The organism is Haemophilus parainfluenzae (assembly GCF_003252755.1).
GTDB classification, from domain to species: Bacteria; Pseudomonadota; Gammaproteobacteria; order Enterobacterales; family Pasteurellaceae; genus Haemophilus_D; species Haemophilus_D parainfluenzae_N.
This window is the reverse complement of record NZ_QEPT01000003.1, coordinates 21,548-39,651: the sequence shown is the minus strand read 5'-3', so window position 1 is coordinate 39,651 and position 18,104 is coordinate 21,548. Positions and strand designations below refer to the sequence as shown.

Sequence of the window (18,104 nt, the reverse complement as noted above, 5' to 3'; positions counted from 1 at the left end):
TGCCAAGGTGCACCTTACCAGAGAAAAAACAATGACAACTAAAAACTTCCTAGTAGAAATCGGCACAGAAGAGCTGCCACCAAAAGCTCTCAAAACATTAGCGACCTCTTTTGCGGATAATGTTGAGGCGGAATTAAACCAAGCAGGTTTATCATTCGATAAAATCGAATGGTTTGCGGCACCGCGTCGTTTGGCGGTGAAAGTATTGAACTTATCGACACAACAGCCAAGCAAAGAAATCGAAAAACGCGGGCCAGCAGTATCTGCAGCTTTTGACGCGGAAGGTAAAGCAACAAAAGCGGCAGAAGGCTGGGCGCGTGGTTGTGGAATTACCGTTGATCAAGCAGAACGTATTGCGACCGATAAAGGTGAATGGTTAGTTCACCGTGCAAAAATTGAAGGTCAACCGACCAAAAACTTGCTGAACGATATTGTGGCTAATGCCTTGGCGAAATTGCCAATTCCAAAACCAATGCGTTGGGCAGACAAAACCGTGCAGTTTATTCGTCCGGTTCATACTGTGACTATGTTGTTAGGTGATGAGTTAATTGAAGGCGAAATTTTAGGTGTGGCAAGTGCTCGCACCATTCGCGGTCACCGTTTCTTAGGCGAGAAAGAATTTGAAATTCAACATGCAGACCAATATCCACAATTATTGCGTGATAAAGGTTCTGTGGTAGCAGACTTCAATGAACGTAAAGCAGAAATTCTTGCAAAATCTCAAGCAAAAGCGACCGCACTTGGCGGCGTGGCTGACATTGAAGAAAGCTTACTTGAAGAAGTGACTTCGTTGGTGGAATATCCAAATGTTTTAGCGGCAAAATTTGAAGAGCGTTTCTTAGAAGTGCCTGCGGAAGCCTTGGTTTACACCATGAAAGGCGACCAAAAATATTTCCCGATTTATGACAAAGACGGCAAATTATTACCGCACTTTATTTTTGTATCAAACATCAACCCAGAAGATCCAACCGCGATTATCGAAGGGAACGAAAAAGTGGTTCGCCCACGTTTAACCGATGCGGAATTCTTCTTCAAAACCGACTTAAAACAAAAACTGGTTGATCGTTTACCACGTTTAGAAACTGTGTTGTTCCAACAACAGCTCGGTACATTGAAAGACAAAACTGACCGTATTGAACAACTTGCAGGCGAAATTGCAAAACAAATCGGTGCAGATGAAGCGAAAGCAAAACGTGCGGGTTTACTGTCAAAATGTGACTTGATGACCAACATGGTATTTGAATTCACCGATACGCAAGGTGTAATGGGTATGCACTACGCTCGTCATGATGGTGAAGATGAAGAAGTGGCAGTAGCATTAAATGAGCAATATATGCCACGCTTTGCGGGTGATGAATTACCTAAATCTTTGGTGGCAAGTGCGGTCGCTTTAGCAGATAAATTTGACACCTTAACGGGGATCTTCGGCATCGGGCAAGCTCCGAAAGGCAGTGCAGACCCGTTCGCATTACGCCGTGCAGCATTAGGTGCATTGCGTATTATCGTTGAGAAAAACTTGCCGCTGGATTTGGAAGATTTAGTGAAAAAATCCACCGCACTTTTCGGTGATAAACTCACGAATCAAAACGTGGTTACTGATGTGGTGGACTTCATGCTCGGTCGTTTCCGTGCATGGTATCAAGATGAAGGTATTGCGGTGGATGTGATTCAAGCAGTATTGGCACGTCGTCCAACTCGTCCTGCTGATTTTGATGCGCGCGTGCGTGCGGTTTCACACTTCCGTACTTTAGATTCAGCGGAAGCGTTAGCAGCAGCAAACAAACGTGTAAGCAATATCTTAGCGAAAGCGGATGCTGCAATTGGCGAGATCAATTTGACCGCTTGCGTAGAGCCAGCAGAAAAAGCCCTTGCTGAAGCGGTACTTGTATTACGCACTGAAGTACAACCGCTTATCGCGCAAAGTGATTACACGGCTGTATTAGATAAATTAGCGAACTTACGTGCACCGGTAGACAGTTTCTTTGATAACGTAATGGTAAATGCTGAAGATCCAGCATTACGCCAAAACCGCTTAGCGATTTTAAACACGTTACAAGGTCTGTTCTTACAAGTGGCGGATATTTCGGTATTGCAATAATAGATCTAAAAAGGATGGTCAATTTTCAAACGACCATCCTTTTGTATATAGACTTCAACGGATTATTTCTCTATAATCACCCGCACTTTCCCCCCTTAGCTCAGTCGGTTAGAGCAGGCGACTCATAATCGCTTGGTCACTGGTTCAAGTCCGGTAGGGGGGACCATTCACAGAGATCGCATTAGGCGGTCTTTTTTATTGCCTTTCTCTGATGCGTTTTAGGTTGTTATATCCTTTCAATAATTCAGCCCAATTTTCTTCATTGAATTGAATATTCATTCTGCCGACTTCTTTGACAAAAGAGCGGTGTAATCTTTCTAAGTTGCTTTGTTTCCAAAAATCGCCTGATTTTTGACCGCACTTATCGAAATCAATGAGCCAACATTTTTGTTCATTTCCAAGTTGTTGAACGAGAATATTGTGAGCGTTGAGATCCGTATGGCAAATTTGTAAATCATGTAACTGGCGAATTAATTTACCAATGGCTTGCCAGATATCATTCGGTAGCTGCTGGGTTTGCAAAAGTGCGGTCAGATCCTGGGCATTTTCGATCTTTTCAATCAATATATCCGCTTGGTAGCAAATACCTAATTTGCCTTTTTTAACACGTGCAGCAATCGGTTTGGGTACGGCTACACCTGCTTGATGGAGTTGATTTAAAAGCTGAAATTCCGCCACGCTGCGAGTTTCAGTAAATGATTGAAAACGATAGCGATCTTTGTTGAATTTTCCCCATAAACCACCGCGATAATAGTGACGAAGGGCTGTATTTACACCAAACAGATCTTTTGTATCCAGGAAGTAGGTTGTGCCACGTCCTTTGGCTGAACCGGTAATACGTTGTTGTTTTTCCCAAAACGCCGATTCAAAAAATAAAGCGGGCTCCGTTGGTTTTTCCGTGAGATTAAAAAGAAAGAATTGATTATCTTGTTGGAATTCAAGCATTTTAGTTGAACCGAATAATAGAAAATGCTCTCATTCTACTTTAAAATAGGTGGAAATTAAATGCGCGAGGAACTCAAATGTCCCATTCTCCACTTTTTACCTCTCCCCCTAAATCACTTTGTATTTTGCGTTTGTCTGCGGTGGGTGATGTTTGCCATGCACTTGCGGTGGTACAACATATTCAACGTTATTGGCCGCAAACAAAATTAACGTGGATTGTGGGTAAAACAGAAATGGGCTTGCTTTCTGGTATAGAAGGCGTGGAACTTGTTCCTTACGATAAAAAGAGCGGTTGGAAAGGCGTATGGAATTTATGGATGTTTTTGAAAAATAATCAATTTGATGCGCTTTTGAATATGCAGACGGCATTTCGTGCTTCTATTATCTCTCTTGGTATTCAAGCGAAATATAAAATTGGGTTTGGCAAAAAACGTTCTCGAGAAGGGCAGTGGTTGTTTGTGAATCGTCGAGTTCAAGATCCTGAAACGCCTCATGTACTAGATGGTTTCATGGCTTTTGCAGATTATCTTGGTGTACCACCGGCAGAGATGCTTTCTTGGCAATTGGCAATTTCTGATTCAGATCGAGAATATGCCAAACAGTTTATTGATCCTACACGTAAAAATCTGATTATTTCCCCTTGTTCTAGTAAAGTCGAGAAAGATTGGTTGATTAAACGTTACGCGGAGGTGGCGAACATTGCTCATCAACATAATGTGAATGTAATTTTTTGTAGCTCGCCGGCAAAACGTGAATTAGATATGGTGAAAAAAATTACCGCACTTTGTGACTTTCAACCGGTTGATGCTTCAGGAAAAACCAGTTTGAAACAACTTGCTGCATTAATTCATCAAGCAAATTTAGTCATCTCGCCTGATTCTGGGCCCGCTCATATCGCGACCACGCAAGGAACACCTGTCATTGGATTGTATGCCTATCATAATCCATTGCGCACCGCGCCTTATCATAATCTGGATAATGTGGTGTCAGTATATGAAGAAAATGTGCAAAAAGAACAAGGAAAACCTTCATGTGAATTACCTTGGGCAACAAAATTAAAAGGCAAAAATTTAATGGCTGAAATTCAGGTAGAGCAAGTGGTAGCTCAGATGAGAGCGTTGAATTTATTTTAAAGTGCGGTCAATTTTAGAGATAAAAAAGCCCTCAAATGAGGGCTAAAAGAATCATAAAGTTCCTTGCGAATTATTCGCCTTTTTGTGCGTTGTAAGCTTCTAATGCACGAAGAGAGTAGGTGTAAGCTGCACCTGCATTTAATGCGATAGACATCGCTAATGCTGCTGCCACTTCTTCTTCAGTTGCACCTGCTTTCACTGCTTCATCAGCATGTACGCCAATGCAGCTTTCACAACGTGTTGTTACGGCAACTGCTAATGCAATTAATTCACGGGTTTTGGCATCTAATACGTTACCTTCTGCCGCCGCCGCACCTAATGCGCCGTAAGCTTGTAACATTTTAGGGTATTTTTTACCTAATGCACCGAATGATTTTTTAACGTGTGCTACATCATTTTTCCAATCTGCAAACATTGTTTTTCTCCTTAAATTAAGTACAAATTTCGAGAGGAATTATAAGCAGATTAGCGTATGATACTTGTCAAATTGTCTTAACTTTTAGACGGAAAATCTCACAATGGATTATTTAGATAAATTAACTCAGCTAGCGCAAGTGCGTGGGGAAATTAATATTCGCTGCTTGTTTCAAGGGGATTGGCAAGTTGAACATCAGCCAGATACGGCGGAATATCAAGGTTTATTTCATTTAATCGAGCAAGGTGAGTGCTGGGTAACCTTGGCGGGAAAACAGTTTCATTTGAAGAAAGGCGATCTCTTTTTTCTCCCTCAAAATCGACCGCACTTTTTGGGCAGTTCTCAACAAAAAAGAGAGAATAGTCTACAGAGAGCGCAATCAAATGCACTTTTTCATGTTCATCAAATAGGAGCAGGTACGCCCGATCTGAAGATGTTTTGTGGAACATTTTATTATCAAAAACCGTCATTATTAATTGATTCGTTACCAGATTATTTACATCTTTCGCTGCAAAATACACCTGTGCAGCCCTTGGTTTCACTTTTTTTACAAGAAGCCGAGAAACCAGAGCAAGGCACAAAATCGGTGATTGATGCACTATCAAATGTGTTGTTTATTTATATTTTGCGTCATGCTCAGCAAATAGGTTTGCTCAATCAAGGCTTATTGGCCGCGTTGCAGGATAAAAGGCTGAATCAAGTCCTTGAAAAAATCCTGTTTTCACCTCAATTAGATTGGAATATTGAGCAATTAGCAGAGTTGGCTTCCATGTCTCGTGCGACCTTTATGCGGATCTTTCAACAGCAACTCGGGATGCCACCAGGAAAATTTCTCACACAAGTACGGTTAGAAATGGCGGCTGTTTTATTGAAAAATACGCAAAAGACCATTTTGGCAATCGCCCTTGAAGTAGGGTATCAATCAGATGCACATTTTAGTAAGGCGTTTAAAGCAATTTATGGGCTTTCACCAAGCCAATTTCGCAAAACTTAGCCCATCGTTTAAAATTTGCGCTATAATGACCGCACTTTAGGCGGCTCTGTTGCCTTTAATTTTTTAAGGTATTGTTATGTTTAATAAAATATTTTCATGGTTTGAAAACCGTTTAAATCCTTATCCGAAAAGCAATCCAACGACGCCTGAAAAAGGCTTGTTCCGTTTTATTTGGTCAAGCATTGATGGTATGAAAGGTTGGATCTTTTTACTCGCGGTATTGACGGTCGGTACTGGTGTGATGGAAGCCTTACTTTTCCAATTTATGGGATTATTGGTAGATTGGCTCGGCGCTTATTCACCAACCACACTTTGGCAAGAAAAAGGGCATTTACTCGCCGGTATGGCAGCCTTGCTTATTTTCAGTATTGTATGGTCATTCGTGGGCGTGAATGTACGCTTACAAACGCTACAAGGGGTATTTCCAATGCGTTTGCGTTGGAATTTTCACCGTTTGATGCTAGGACAAAGCTTAAGCTTCTATCAAGATGAATTTGCAGGTCGTGTATCGGCGAAAGTGATGCAAACTGCTCTTGCGGTGCGTGATACCGTCATGACCATTGCGGATATGCTGGTGTATGTTGCCGTATATTTTATTACGTCAGGCTTGGTACTTGCGGCTTTAGATACCTGGTTTTTAGTGCCGTTTTTCTTATGGATTGTGGCCTTTGTGACTATTTTACGTTTGCTTATACCACGTTTAGCGAAAACAGCACAACGACAAGCTGATGCGCGATCTTTAATGACAGGGCGTATTACGGATGCTTACTCAAATATTGCAACGGTAAAACTATTTTCACATGATGCGAGAGAAGCGAATTATGTAAAACGTTCCATGGAAGAATTTATGGTCACCGTGCATGCACAAATGCGTTTGGCGAGTTCATTAGACACCTTAACTTATGCAACCAATATCTTCTTAACGTTAAGCACTGCAATTTTAGGTGTGGTGTTATGGCAAAACGGTCAAGTAGGCGTGGGAGCAGTAGCGACTGCAACTGCGATGGCGTTACGTGTGAACGGGCTTTCTCGTTGGATTATGTGGGAATCAGCTCGCTTATTTGAAAATATCGGGACAGTGAATGATGGTATGGCAACATTGACCAAACCGCATACTATTGTTGATAAACCTGATTGTGTTCCACTAGAAGTGAAACAAGGCGAGATCAAATTTAATGATATTTCGTTTGCCTATGAACCGAATAAACCATTGCTTAACCATTTTAATCTCACCATCAAACCAGGCGAAAAAGTGGGCTTAATTGGTCGTTCTGGTGCGGGCAAATCAACCATTGTGAATTTGCTTTTACGTTTCTACGAAGCCCAAGAGGGGGCTATTACCATTGATGGTCAAAATATTTTAGATGTGAGCCAAGAAAGTCTTCGTAGCCAAATTGGTTTAGTGACGCAAGATACCTCGCTTTTACACCGCTCTGTTCGCGATAACATTATTTATGGTCGTCCAACTGCGACAGATGAAGAAATGATCAATGCAGCTAAACGTGCGGAGGCGGCTGATTTCATTCCTTATCTCAGCGATGCTCAAGGCAGAAAAGGCTATGATGCCCATGTTGGTGAACGTGGGGTGAAACTCTCAGGTGGACAACGCCAGCGTATTGCCATTGCGCGTGTCATGTTAAAAGATGCGCCAATTTTACTCTTGGATGAAGCGACCAGTGCGCTAGACTCCGAAGTGGAAGTCGCGATCCAAGAAAGTCTCGATAAGATGATGGAAAATAAAACGGTTATTGCTATCGCTCACCGTTTATCCACTATTGCGGCAATGGATCGTTTAATCGTGTTAGATAAAGGACAAATTGTCGAGCAAGGGACTCACGCAGAATTGCTTGAACAAAATGGGCTTTATGCTCGCCTTTGGAAACATCAAAGCGGTGGCTTCTTGAGTGAGCATGCTGAGTAAAATACAGGAAAAAATGACCGCACTTTGTAAAGGTGTAAATCTTGAGAGAGTTTAGATAGCGATTGAACTTTTCTCATAATTAGTGCGAATTTCCTTTGACTATTTTATTGACAACAGGTAATATTCGCACCCTATGCAAAAGGTAAAACTACCCCTAACCGTTGATCCGGTTAAAGACGCTCAGCAAAGAATTGATTATGATGGTTATTATACCGCTAGTCAGTTAGTGCGTTTAGCTGAATCTACGGGGAAAGTGCTCAGCGATGCACAGGTAACATTATCGTTTTATATTGATCCACAAAAATTAGTGGTGATGAAAGGGCAAGTACAAGTTGACGTTGAATTAGAGTGTCAACGTTGTGGCGAGCCATTCAAACAAACATTGGAATGTCATTTTATGTATAGTCCAGTGGCTAATTGGGATCAGGCTGATGACTTGCCGGAAATTTATGAGCCAATCGAATTTAATGAGTTTGGTGAAATAGATTTAGTTGGTGCAGTGGAAGACGAACTTATTTTAGCTCTACCGCTTGTTCCAATGCATTCATCTGAACACTGTGAAGTGTCCGCGCACGAACAGGTTTTTGGCGAATTGCCTGAAGAATTGGCAAAAAAACCGAACCCGTTCGCTGTATTAGCTAATTTAAAGCAAAAGTAAATTAAATTTAGGAGTATAGCCAATGGCTGTTCAACAAAACAAAAAATCTCGTTCACGTCGTGATATGCGTCGTTCACATGATGCATTAACTACTGCTGCAGTATCAGTGGATAAAGCAAGCGGTGAAACTCACTTACGCCACCACGTAACTGCTGACGGTTACTACCGTGGTCGCAAAGTGATCAATAAGTAATTTTACTTATAAGGTATTCACTTGAACCGTCTAACCTTAGCGTTAGATGTGATGGGCGGGGACATTGGTCCCCGTATTACTATCCCCGCATCTCTTTCAGCGTTGGAAGCAGATCCAATGCTTTCTTTAGTGTTGTTTGGCGATAGCCAACAAATTTCCCCTTTACTGGAAAATGCACCTTCTTCCCTTTTAGAACGTATTCAAATTCATCATTGCACTAAGACTATTGATAACAATCAAGGTATTTCTCATGCATTGCGTCATAGCAAAGGCACGTCGATGCGTTTAGCTATTGAAATGGTTCAGAAAGGAGAGGCGCAAGGTTGTGTGAGTGCAGGAAATACGGGCGCGTTGATGGGATTGTCAAAGGTACTCTTACAACCTTTAGAGGGAATTCAACGTCCTGCGTTGGTATCCTTATTACCGTCGATGACGGGTGATAAAACCGTGATGTTAGATTTAGGCGCGAACGTAGAATGTTCTGCTCAAAATCTCTATGAATTTGCCGTCATGGGCTCGATCTTTGCCGAAAACCGATTGAACTTAGTTTATCCACGCATTGCCTTACTCAATATCGGCGTGGAAGAAATTAAAGGACATCAATCTATTCGTGAAGCTGCGAATTTATTAGAAAAATCGACCGCACTTAATTATACCGGCTTTATTGAAGGTAACTTTTTATTAAATGGCGTGGCTGATGTGGTTGTGAGTGATGGGTTTTCGGGAAATATTGCATTAAAAACCCTTGAAGGGGCGGCTAAAAATCTGTTATCTCTTCTGAAAGGAAAAGAAAAACAGCCTATTTTTAAATCGCTTGCCAAATTTATTCTGCGTTTTTTCTTTAAAGATGCTTATCATCGCTTGAAACGCATTAACCCTGATGAATATAATGGGGCGTCTTTACTCGGATTAACGGCTGTTGTGGTGAAAAGCCATGGCAGTGCAAATGTGGATGCATTTGCTCGTGCAATTGCGGATGCAGCTTTGCAAGCGCGTTTGCAAATTCCACAAAAAATCTTGGCGGGTTTACAACGTTATTAATTAATAAGTTTTGATATTATGAATAGTAGAATTTTATCCACCGGTAGCTATTTGCCGAGCCATATTCGTACCAATGCGGATTTGGAAAAAATGGTTGATACTTCAGATGAATGGATCGTGACTCGTTCAGGCATTCGTGAACGTCGTATTGCAGCAGCAGATGAAACTGTTGCAACAATGGGATATGAAGCAGCCAAAAATGCACTTGAAATGGCCAACCTTGATCCTCAAGAAATTGAGTTGATCATCGTTGCGACAACCAGTGGTTCTCATGCTTATCCAAGTTCAGCTTGCCAAGTTCAAGGTTTATTAGGCATCGAAGACGCAATTTCTTTTGACTTAGCGGCGGCTTGTACCGGTTTTGTTTATGCTTTAGGCGTAGCGGATAAATTTATTCGTTCAGGCAGCGTGAAAAAAGCCCTTGTGATTGGTGCAGATCTTAACTCGCGTAAATTAGATGAAACCGATCGTAGCACTGTCGTGTTATTTGGTGATGGTGCAGGTGCGGTGATCTTAGAGGCATCAGAGCAAGAAGGCATTATTTCAACGCATTTACATGCATCGCCAGATAACAATGCGGCATTACTACTTCCACAAGCTGAACGTGGTGTGGAGAAATCTGGTTATATTGAAATGCAAGGTAACGAAACCTTTAAATTAGCGGTACGTGAGCTTTCTAATGTGGTGGAAGAAACCCTTTCTGCTAATAATCTCCAAAAAACAGATATCGACTGGCTTGTGCCACATCAAGCGAATTTACGTATTATCACCGCGACAGCGAAAAAATTAGAGATGGATATGTCGCAAGTCGTGGTAACGCTTGATCGTACAGCGAATACCAGTGCGGCGACTGTACCAACCGCTTTAGATGAAGCAGTGCGAGATGGTCGAATTCAACGCGGTCAATTGCTTTTACTCGAAGCTTTTGGCGGTGGTTGGACTTGGGGTTCAGCATTGGTGCGATTCTAATTAATTTGTTAGAATCTCGACAGAATTTTAAAAGTGCGGTTAAATTTGACCGCACTTTCAACATTTAAACGATGAAGAAATAGGAAGAAAACATGAAAAAATTCGCAATGGTTTTTCCAGGACAAGGTTCTCAAGCTGTTGGCATGTTAGCTGATCTTGCTAACGAATATCCGGTAGTCACCGAAACTTTTAAACAAGCATCTGAAGCGCTTGGCTATGATTTATGGAACTTGGTTCAACAAGGGCCAGCAGAAGAATTAAATAAAACTTGGCAAACTCAGCCGGCATTATTAGCGGCATCCGTTGCGATCTTCCGTGTATGGCAAGAAAAATACCCACAATTGCAACCAAGTGTGATGGCTGGTCACAGTTTAGGTGAATATTCAGCATTAGTTTGTGCAGGTGTCATTGATTTTAAAGATGCGATTAAATTAGTGGAATTACGCGGTAAATTAATGCAACAAGCAGTACCAGAAGGTACTGGTGCAATGTATGCGATTATTGGCTTAGATAATGAAGCGATTATCAATGCATGTAAACAAGCCGAGCAAGGCGAAGTGGTATCTGCGGTAAACTTTAACTCACCAGGTCAAGTAGTCATTGCTGGAGCGAAAGAAGCGGTAGAACGTGCAGCAGCATTATGTAAAGAAGCGGGTGCAAAACGTGCTTTACCATTAGCGGTAAGCGTGCCTTCACATTGTGCATTAATGAAACCGGCAGCAGAACAATTAGCAGTAACACTTGAAGACATTATGCTTAATGCACCAGCAACACCAGTATTAAACAACGTGGATGTCAAAGCGGAAACAGAAAGTGCAGAAATTCGTACCGCACTTATTCGTCAGTTATATAGCCCAGTTCGTTGGACTGAAACCGTTGAGAAAATGGCGCAAGATGGCGTAGAAGTTTTAGTTGAAATCGGCCCAGGTAAAGTATTAAACGGTTTAACAAAACGTATCGTGGCAGAATTACAAGCAACATCAGTAAACGATGTGGCATCATTAGATGCTGTTGAAGCATTATTAGCATAAAAGGGGATTAAAAATGCAAAATAAAATCGCATTAGTGACAGGTGCAACACGCGGAATTGGCCGCGCAATTGCAGAAGAATTAGCATCAAAAGGTGCATTTGTAATTGGTACCGCAACCTCTGAAAAAGGTGCTGATACAATTTCAGCTTACCTTGGCGATAAAGGTAAAGGTTTAGTATTAAATGTGGCAGACAAAGAAAGTATTGATGCCGTATTAGAGCAAATTAAAGAACAATTTGGCGACATTGATATTCTCGTGAATAACGCAGGTATCACACGTGATAACTTATTAATGCGTATGAAAGATGAAGAATGGTTCGATATTATGCAAACCAACTTGACCTCTGTGTTCCATCTTTCTAAAGCGATGTTACGTTCCATGATGAAAAAACGTTTCGGTCGTATCATTACTATTGGCTCGGTTGTGGGCTCAATGGGTAATCCGGGGCAATCTAACTATTGTGCCGCAAAAGCCGGCTTAATTGGTTTCTCTAAAGGTTTAGCGAAAGAAGTGGCATCTCGTGGCATTACCGTAAACGTTGTGGCTCCAGGCTTTATCGCAACGGATATGACAGAAGTGCTTACTGAAGAACAAAAAGCAGGTATTCTTGGTAATGTCCCAGCTGGTCGTTTAGGTGAGCCAAAAGATATCGCAAAAGCGGTGGCGTTTTTAGCTTCTGACGATGCAGCTTATATTACGGGTACTACATTACATGTGAATGGTGGCTTATATATGAGCTAGCCCTTTAGGGATATATATCTGGGATTTTGTCTATAAAATATAGCAAAGCAGTTTAGTTAATGATAAAATCCCAATCGCAATGTAACTTTTTCTCTGTATGTGTTTTTACATTGCCTGTTTTTTGTGGTGCGACCACCTAAGAAATAGTTGCAACTTTATCAAAAATGCATACACTAACCGCTCTTAAATGAGTTAAAACAACAATAGGAAAAACAAATGAGTATTGAAGAACGCGTGAAAAAAATCATCGTTGAACAATTAGGTGTTAAAGAAGAAGACGTAAAACCAGAAGCTTCTTTCGTTGAAGATTTAGGTGCGGATTCTTTAGATACAGTTGAATTAGTAATGGCTTTAGAAGAAGAATTCGATATCGAAATTCCTGATGAAGAAGCTGAAAAAATCACAACTGTTCAATCTGCGATTGACTACGTTCAAAACAATCAGTAATTTTTAAGTTGGGCGATCTTTTAGGTCGCCTAATTTATTTCTTTAAATTCCTTTCTAAATTACTTATCTTCAAATAAAACAAGATACATCTAAATCTTTTAAATTTCAGACCGCACTTTCCTTTATTTAATCTCTCTCAGATTTGCTTTTATTGTTGGTTCCCCTATTTTTTGATTTAAAACAAAATTTACCCTAAAAATACTTATTATGAGTTAATTTTGGTGCTAATATTTGAGTCAAATTTTTTTCTAATTAACCATAAAATGATTCGGAGTATCTTATGGATTTTCTAATGAACCTAGGTGAAGGTAGCCAGTTTGCGATTCAGCTTGCTATTGTTCTTATCTGTTTATTTTACGGGGCAAAAAAAGGTGGTATTGCACTGGGTATGCTCGGTGGAGTAGGCTTAATTGTTCTTGTTTTCGGCTTTGGTATTGAACCAGGTAAGCCCGCTATCGATGTGATGTTAACCATCCTTGCGGTGGTGGTGACATCAGCAACATTACAAGCCAGTGGTGGTTTAGATGTCATGTTACAAATCGCGGAGAAAATGCTTCGTCGTAACCCGAAATATGTCAGTATTTTGGCACCATTCGTCACTTGTTTCTTAACTATTTTATGTGGTACAGGACACGTGGTTTATACCATGTTACCAATCATCTATGATATCGCAATCAAAAATGATATTCGTCCTGAACGTCCAATGGCAGCAAGCTCAATTGCTTCTCAAATGGGTATCATTGCGTCACCTGTTTCTGTGGCAGTAGTGACTTTAACCACATTCTTAGTGAATGCTAAAACACCATTAGCAGGTTTTGATGGTTATTTAGATTTATTAAAAATTACCGTGCCTTCAACCCTTTGCGGTGTATTGGCTATCGGTATTTTCAGCTGGTTCCGCGGTAAAGATTTAGATAAAGACCCAGAATTCCAAGAGAAATTAAAAGATCCAGAATTCAAAAAATATGTTTATGGTGATAGCACATCATTATTAGATAAAAAATTACCACAATCTAGCTGGAATGCGATGTGGATCTTCTTTGGTGCAATTTTAGTGGTAGCGGTATTAGGTTACTTTAAAGATTTACGCCCAGCCTTTGAAAAATCAGCACCAGCTCAAGTAGTTGAAATTGTTTCTGCCGATAAAGCAGTGAAATCTTTCAATGTTAAAGACGGTAAAATTGTTGCATTAGCAAAAGATGGTACATTAGTGCTTGATGTTAAAGACAGCAAAGCGAAAACACAAACAGCCTACAATAACGTTGCAATTTATAACGATAAAGGTGAAGTCGCTCAAACAATTACCGCTCAAGATAACAATGTTGTCATCACTGCGGGTGATAAAACTGAAACTATCGATAACGCTGCAATCGTATTAAAAGACACTGCGAAGAAAAAAGTGAATTTAAGTATGGTTCACGTTATTCAAATCTTCATGTTATTAGCGGGTGCATTAATTGTTATCTTTACTAAAACTGATGCGGGTAAAATCAGTAAAAATGAAATTTTCCGTTCAGGTATGATTGCATTAGTGGCTGTATTCGGGATTTCTTGGATGGCAGAAACCATGTTTACCGTTCACACTCCAATGATGAAAGCAGCACTTGGTGATGTGGTAAAAGCACATCCTTGGACTTACGCCGTGATGTTGTTATTAATTTCTAAATTCGTAAACTCACAAGCGGCAGCATTGGTTGCATTCGTTCCATTAGCTTTAGGTATCGGCGTTGATCCAGCTGTTATATTAGCCTTTGCTTCAGCTTGTTACGGTTACTACATTTTACCAACTTACCCAAGTGACCTTGCGGCAATCCAATTCGACCGTTCAGGCACAACCCACATTGGTAAGTTTGTAATTAACCACAGCTTTATTTTACCGGGCTTAATCGGTGTAATCACTTCATGTATCTTTGGTTACATTTTCACAAGCTTGTTTGGTTATCTATAATAACTAACAGATAAAAGAAAAGGCTATTCGTTTGAATAGCCTTTTTTGTTTGTAAAGTGCGGTTAAATTTTAGGATGTTTTATCTCAATGCTACATTTGACTTTATCATTCATAAACATTCCTAAAACTGACCGCACTTTTGCTCTTCTTAAAATAAATTCCTGCTAAAGGTTGAAACATAGGGGGATTTATTGCGATAATCCTCATTATTTTTTGGGTGATCTTTCGGGCTACCATTTTTTCAGGTGGCCAGTTTTTATTAGGAAAGATTAAATTGAACATTATTTAAGTAAGTTAGAAGAATAACAATGGCTGAAAAACGTAATATTTTTTTAGTAGGTCCAATGGGCGCAGGTAAAAGCACCATTGGCCGTCAGCTTGCGCAACAATTGAATATGGACTTTGTCGATTCAGATGCAGTAATTGAGGAACGTGCGGGAGCAGACATTAGCTGGATTTTTGATTTAGAAGGCGAAGAAGGTTTTCGTAAGCGTGAAGAGCGAATTATCAATGAATTAACCCAATTACAAGGCGTTGTGCTTTCCACTGGTGGGGGAGCAGTGATGTCAAAAGAGAATCGTAATTATCTTTCTGCTCGTGGTATTGTGATTTATTTAGAAACCTCAGTAGATAAACAATATCAACGTACGCAACGTGATAAAAAACGTCCTTTATTACAAGGAACGGATAACCCGCGCCAAGTGTTGGAAGACTTAGCCAAAGTACGCAATCCGTTATACGAAGAAATTGCAGATATTACTTTGCCAACAGATGAGCAAAATGCCAAAGTAATGGTTAATCAAATTGTTGATTTAATTGATAATCTAAACGGCTTAAACGGTTCACTCTAAGGATTAAAAATGTTGTGCGTAAATGTTGAATTAAAAGAACGTCGTTATCCTATTTATATTGGCGAAGGGTTACTTAAAGATGAAACCTGTTATCCGCTGAAGAAAGGGGATAAAGTGATGATTGTGACTAATCCAACCGTCGCACAATATTATCTTGAGCCCGTTACAGAAACGTTAGAAAAAATAGGTTGTCAGGTTGAATCGGTATTATTGCCTGATGGCGAAAAATATAAAACGCTCGAGTCTTTAAACCTCATTTTTACCGCACTTTTAAAGCATAATCATGGGCGAGATACCACTATTATTGCATTAGGTGGTGGTGTGATTGGTGATGTGGTAGGTTTTGCCGCAGCAAGTTATCAGCGTGGCGTGCATTTTATTCAAATTCCTACCACATTATTAGCCCAAGTGGATTCTTCTGTTGGTGGCAAAACCGCCGTTAATCATGAGTTAGGCAAAAATATGATTGGGGCGTTTTATCAACCTTCTACGGTAATTATTGACACGCTTACACTCAATACCTTGCCAAAACGTGAAGTGAATGCGGGGCTTGCGGAAGTCATTAAATATGGGGCGATTTTAGATTATGCCTTTTTTGAATGGCTTGAAGCTCATATTGATGAATTAGTCGTGTTAAATCAACATTCGCTGCAGTATTGTATTGCGCGTTGCTGCCAAATTAAAGCTGATGTTGTCGCGCGCGATGAAACCGAAAAAGGCGATCGTGCATTATTAAATCTCGGTCATACTTTTGGTCATGCAATTGAAACACATTTAGGCTACGGAAATTGGTTACACGGTGAAGCCGTTGCAGCCGGAATCATGATGGCTGCGGTGTTATCTGAACAATTAGGTGATCTTTCTTTTGAAGATGTAGCACGTCTAGAAAAACTTTTAGCGCGTGCTAATTTGCCTACCGTTTCGCCTGATACCATGCTGCCAGATGATTATTTACCGCATATGATGCGAGATAAAAAAGTGCTGGCAGGCAAGTTGCGTCTTGTGTTGCTAAAAGCCCTTGGTCAAGCTTACGTGGCGACTGATACTGACAAATCTCTTGTGCTAAACGCGATTGAGCGTTGCACACAACATGACTAACAGTCATTGCTCCATGTTGCGTCCGAAAAATAATAAAACAAAACCTCGAATTAAACACCGCCCGTTTTTGAAATGGGCGGGCGGTAAATTTCGTTTAACGGACGATCTCAACCGAGTCTTTCCAAAAAGAAAACAGTGTTTGATCGAACCCTTTGTTGGCGCGGGTGCTGTTTTTTTGAATTCCCATTTTGAACATTATATTTTGGCGGATATTAATCCCGATTTAATTAACTTGTTTAATATCGTCAAAGACAATGTGGATGCCTATATTGAGGCTTGTAAACCAATTTTCTTCGCTGAAAATGCGAATACAGCCGAGTATTATTACGCACAACGTGAAGCTTTTAATCAATCCACCGATCCTTTCGTGCGTTCGGTGTTGTTCCTTTATTTGAACCGCTTTGGGTTTAATGGCTTGTGCCGTTATAACAGTAAAAATGAGTTCAATGTTCCCTTTGGGGCTTATAAAACCCATTATTTCCCAGAGGATGAATTGCGCTATTTTGCTCATAAGGCACAAAGTGCGGTCTTTTTATGTGCTGATTTTCAACAAACGTTTGAATTAGCGGATAAACACAGCGTGATCTATTGTGATCCGCCTTATGCACCGCTTCCGCAAGATACTAATTTTACTGGATATGCAGGAAATGCTTTTGGTCTTGAACATCAAAAGAATTTAGCGGAATGTGCAAAGAGAGCACAAAAAGAAAAGCAAATTTCCGTTGTGATTTCTAACCACGATACGAAATTTACACGTGAGATTTATAAAGGGGCAAAATTTAAACGCGTTAAAGTACAGCGCTCGATCAGTCAATCTTCAGAAAAACGAGTCAAAGTAAAAGAATTAATCGCTATTTTTAAAGGTTAGTTTAGCAGGTTAATTCAGGATTGATTTTAATCTCAAAGCTTTTTACTTCTGGATAAGTTGGTTGAATTGCAGTGAGTAATTCGCGTTGGCGAAATAAAATCCCTTGGCGAACGACCGCACTTTTGACTTCGATAAAGAGTTTCCCATCTGTAATGGAGCCTAAACGGAAGAGCCCTTTGAATTCTTGTGGGAAAAGACGACTGATGTTTTGGTTCAGTTCATTCAACATTAACCCTTTTTGCATGATTTTGGCAAATTGTGATCCTTCTAGCACATCAATAATATTCATGGCTTTTTGATAACGCTCATGCTTGTTTTCCACAAAAATACCCCAATAATGACTTTACGTTGAATTTCCGATACAATACACACAAATTTTGTCAGAGACAATAAGATGATGAAATCAAACAAAGGTAAAACAAATTTCTGGTCGCAGTTGCTGTTAAGCATGATTGCGATTTTTGCTTTGCCTGTTGCTCAGGGATTGGAGGCTCAGCCTTCATCAAATATGAGTGGCGAAAATTATCAAACATCATCTGAACAACATATGTTAATTGCGGTGCGTGAAATTCGTCAAGCATTGCAGGTTCAACCTCAGCCAACAAATCACAAAACCCATTCCAATCAAAAACACGAAAAAATTCAACCGCACTTTATTGCGGCAGAATTCCCTGTTTTTGCCCCTATTCGTGCCGGCCCAGCCATCATTTAATTTTCTTTTATCTTTGAACGAACCGATTTTTTAATCGGAT

Annotated in this window: 19 protein-coding genes and 1 tRNA gene; 17 read left to right on the top strand and 3 right to left on the bottom strand. The window is 40.4% G+C overall.

Annotation, left to right across the window (positions count from 1 at the left end; all coding sequences use genetic code 11):
* Positions 1-31 precede the first annotated feature (31 nt).
* Both glyS and DPV95_RS04815 read left to right on the top strand, forming a co-directional pair.
* Positions 32-2,098 carry a glycine--tRNA ligase subunit beta gene (gene glyS / locus DPV95_RS04820; RefSeq protein ID WP_111406748.1) on the top strand — a complete coding sequence of 689 codons (2,067 nt, stop codon included), beginning with the start codon at positions 32-34 and terminating at the stop codon, positions 2,096-2,098.
* A gap of 89 nt (positions 2,099-2,187) precedes the next feature.
* Positions 2,188-2,264, top strand: a tRNA-Ile gene (locus DPV95_RS04815).
* A gap of 29 nt (positions 2,265-2,293) precedes the next feature.
* Here DPV95_RS04815 and DPV95_RS04810 read toward each other — a convergent pair.
* Positions 2,294-3,043 (bottom strand): 3-deoxy-D-manno-octulosonic acid kinase, encoded by a 750-nt coding sequence (locus DPV95_RS04810; protein WP_049369791.1) that lies wholly within the window; start codon positions 3,041-3,043, stop codon positions 2,294-2,296.
* Between the two features lie 77 nt (positions 3,044-3,120).
* Here DPV95_RS04810 and DPV95_RS04805 point away from each other — a divergent pair, with 77 nt between their 5' ends.
* Complete coding sequence (locus tag DPV95_RS04805; RefSeq protein WP_049369790.1) at positions 3,121-4,176, top strand: glycosyltransferase family 9 protein; 1,056 nt, start codon at positions 3,121-3,123, stop codon at positions 4,174-4,176.
* 70 nt (positions 4,177-4,246) lie between these two features.
* Here DPV95_RS04805 and DPV95_RS04800 read toward each other — a convergent pair whose 3' ends face one another.
* Positions 4,247-4,591, bottom strand: a complete 345-nt coding sequence (locus tag DPV95_RS04800) for a carboxymuconolactone decarboxylase family protein (protein WP_005698020.1) — start codon at positions 4,589-4,591, stop codon at positions 4,247-4,249.
* A gap of 103 nt (positions 4,592-4,694) precedes the next feature.
* Between DPV95_RS04800 and DPV95_RS04795 the strand changes: the two genes are divergently transcribed.
* The 13 genes from DPV95_RS04795 to DPV95_RS04735 all read left to right on the top strand — a co-directional run bounded on the left by DPV95_RS04795 (position 4,695) and on the right by DPV95_RS04735 (position 17,352).
* The gene (locus DPV95_RS04795; protein ID WP_111406747.1) at positions 4,695-5,585 is read left to right on the top strand and encodes a cupin domain-containing protein; all 891 of its coding nucleotides are present in this window, start codon (positions 4,695-4,697) and stop codon (positions 5,583-5,585) included.
* A gap of 76 nt (positions 5,586-5,661) precedes the next feature.
* Complete coding sequence (locus DPV95_RS04790; RefSeq protein ID WP_111406746.1) at positions 5,662-7,506, top strand: ABC transporter ATP-binding protein; 1,845 nt, start codon at positions 5,662-5,664, stop codon at positions 7,504-7,506.
* A 133-nt stretch (positions 7,507-7,639) separates the two neighbouring features.
* Positions 7,640-8,164, top strand: coding sequence for a 23S rRNA accumulation protein YceD (gene yceD / locus DPV95_RS04785; RefSeq protein WP_111304538.1), 525 nt, complete (start codon positions 7,640-7,642; stop codon positions 8,162-8,164).
* A 22-nt stretch (positions 8,165-8,186) separates the two neighbouring features.
* Positions 8,187-8,357 (top strand): 50S ribosomal protein L32, encoded by a 171-nt coding sequence (gene rpmF / locus DPV95_RS04780; protein ID WP_005544470.1) that lies wholly within the window; start codon positions 8,187-8,189, stop codon positions 8,355-8,357.
* 21 nt (positions 8,358-8,378) lie between these two features.
* Positions 8,379-9,398: a phosphate acyltransferase PlsX gene (gene plsX / locus DPV95_RS04775; protein ID WP_111406745.1), complete on the top strand. Its 1,020-nt coding sequence runs from the start codon at positions 8,379-8,381 to the stop codon at positions 9,396-9,398.
* Positions 9,399-9,416: 18 nt separating this feature from the next.
* Positions 9,417-10,367: a beta-ketoacyl-ACP synthase III gene (locus tag DPV95_RS04770; RefSeq protein ID WP_049367331.1), complete on the top strand. Its 951-nt coding sequence runs from the start codon at positions 9,417-9,419 to the stop codon at positions 10,365-10,367.
* 92 nt (positions 10,368-10,459) lie between these two features.
* Positions 10,460-11,398: an ACP S-malonyltransferase gene (gene fabD, locus DPV95_RS04765; RefSeq protein WP_049367332.1), complete on the top strand. Its 939-nt coding sequence runs from the start codon at positions 10,460-10,462 to the stop codon at positions 11,396-11,398.
* Between the two features lie 13 nt (positions 11,399-11,411).
* On the top strand, positions 11,412-12,140 hold the full coding sequence (gene fabG, locus DPV95_RS04760) for a 3-oxoacyl-ACP reductase FabG (RefSeq protein ID WP_005695317.1): 729 nt from the start codon (positions 11,412-11,414) through the stop codon (positions 12,138-12,140).
* 216 nt (positions 12,141-12,356) lie between these two features.
* Positions 12,357-12,587, top strand: coding sequence for an acyl carrier protein (gene acpP, locus DPV95_RS04755; protein WP_005544465.1), 231 nt, complete (start codon positions 12,357-12,359; stop codon positions 12,585-12,587).
* Between the two features lie 280 nt (positions 12,588-12,867).
* A complete protein-coding gene (locus DPV95_RS04750) occupies positions 12,868-14,535 on the top strand; it encodes an anaerobic C4-dicarboxylate transporter (protein WP_049367334.1) in 1,668 nt (555 codons plus the stop codon).
* A gap of 308 nt (positions 14,536-14,843) precedes the next feature.
* Complete coding sequence (gene aroK / locus DPV95_RS04745; RefSeq protein ID WP_005699620.1) at positions 14,844-15,386, top strand: shikimate kinase AroK; 543 nt, start codon at positions 14,844-14,846, stop codon at positions 15,384-15,386.
* 9 nt (positions 15,387-15,395) lie between these two features.
* On the top strand, positions 15,396-16,484 hold the full coding sequence (aroB, locus tag DPV95_RS04740) for a 3-dehydroquinate synthase (protein ID WP_111406744.1): 1,089 nt from the start codon (positions 15,396-15,398) through the stop codon (positions 16,482-16,484).
* A gap of 13 nt (positions 16,485-16,497) precedes the next feature.
* Positions 16,498-17,352 carry a Dam family site-specific DNA-(adenine-N6)-methyltransferase gene (locus DPV95_RS04735; protein ID WP_111406743.1) on the top strand — a complete coding sequence of 285 codons (855 nt, stop codon included), beginning with the start codon at positions 16,498-16,500 and terminating at the stop codon, positions 17,350-17,352.
* Between the two features lies 1 nt (position 17,353).
* Here DPV95_RS04735 and DPV95_RS04730 read toward each other — a convergent pair whose 3' ends face one another.
* Entirely contained in the window at positions 17,354-17,674 is a 321-nt protein-coding gene (locus DPV95_RS04730; protein WP_049367338.1) for a DciA family protein, read from the bottom strand.
* 72 nt (positions 17,675-17,746) lie between these two features.
* On the opposite strand from DPV95_RS04730, the gene secM reads away from it, so the two are divergent.
* Entirely contained in the window at positions 17,747-18,064 is a 318-nt protein-coding gene (gene secM / locus DPV95_RS04725; protein WP_014064170.1) for a secA translation cis-regulator SecM, read from the top strand.
* Positions 18,065-18,104 lie beyond the last annotated feature (40 nt).

Excerpts from the sequence above, each read along its gene's own strand:
- DPV95_RS04770 (WP_049367331.1), top strand. The coding sequence starts at position 9,417 with ATGAATAGTAGAATTTTATCCACCGGTAGCTATTTGCCGAGCCATATT.
- glyS (WP_111406748.1), top strand. The coding sequence starts at position 32 with ATGACAACTAAAAACTTCCTAGTAGAAATCGGCACAGAAGAGCTGCCA.
- aroB (WP_111406744.1), top strand. The coding sequence starts at position 15,396 with ATGTTGTGCGTAAATGTTGAATTAAAAGAACGTCGTTATCCTATTTAT.
- rpmF (WP_005544470.1), top strand. The coding sequence starts at position 8,187 with ATGGCTGTTCAACAAAACAAAAAATCTCGTTCACGTCGTGATATGCGT.
- yceD (WP_111304538.1), top strand. The coding sequence starts at position 7,640 with ATGCAAAAGGTAAAACTACCCCTAACCGTTGATCCGGTTAAAGACGCT.
- DPV95_RS04790 (WP_111406746.1), top strand. The coding sequence starts at position 5,662 with ATGTTTAATAAAATATTTTCATGGTTTGAAAACCGTTTAAATCCTTAT.
- DPV95_RS04795 (WP_111406747.1), top strand. The coding sequence starts at position 4,695 with ATGGATTATTTAGATAAATTAACTCAGCTAGCGCAAGTGCGTGGGGAA.
- DPV95_RS04735 (WP_111406743.1), top strand. The coding sequence starts at position 16,498 with ATGTTGCGTCCGAAAAATAATAAAACAAAACCTCGAATTAAACACCGC.
- DPV95_RS04800 (WP_005698020.1), bottom strand. The coding sequence starts at position 4,591 with ATGTTTGCAGATTGGAAAAATGATGTAGCACACGTTAAAAAATCATTC.
- fabG (WP_005695317.1), top strand. The coding sequence starts at position 11,412 with ATGCAAAATAAAATCGCATTAGTGACAGGTGCAACACGCGGAATTGGC.
- acpP (WP_005544465.1), top strand. The coding sequence starts at position 12,357 with ATGAGTATTGAAGAACGCGTGAAAAAAATCATCGTTGAACAATTAGGT.
- DPV95_RS04750 (WP_049367334.1), top strand. The coding sequence starts at position 12,868 with ATGGATTTTCTAATGAACCTAGGTGAAGGTAGCCAGTTTGCGATTCAG.
- fabD (WP_049367332.1), top strand. The coding sequence starts at position 10,460 with ATGAAAAAATTCGCAATGGTTTTTCCAGGACAAGGTTCTCAAGCTGTT.
- aroK (WP_005699620.1), top strand. The coding sequence starts at position 14,844 with ATGGCTGAAAAACGTAATATTTTTTTAGTAGGTCCAATGGGCGCAGGT.
- secM (WP_014064170.1), top strand. The coding sequence starts at position 17,747 with ATGATGAAATCAAACAAAGGTAAAACAAATTTCTGGTCGCAGTTGCTG.
- DPV95_RS04810 (WP_049369791.1), bottom strand. The coding sequence starts at position 3,043 with ATGCTTGAATTCCAACAAGATAATCAATTCTTTCTTTTTAATCTCACG.
- DPV95_RS04805 (WP_049369790.1), top strand. The coding sequence starts at position 3,121 with ATGTCCCATTCTCCACTTTTTACCTCTCCCCCTAAATCACTTTGTATT.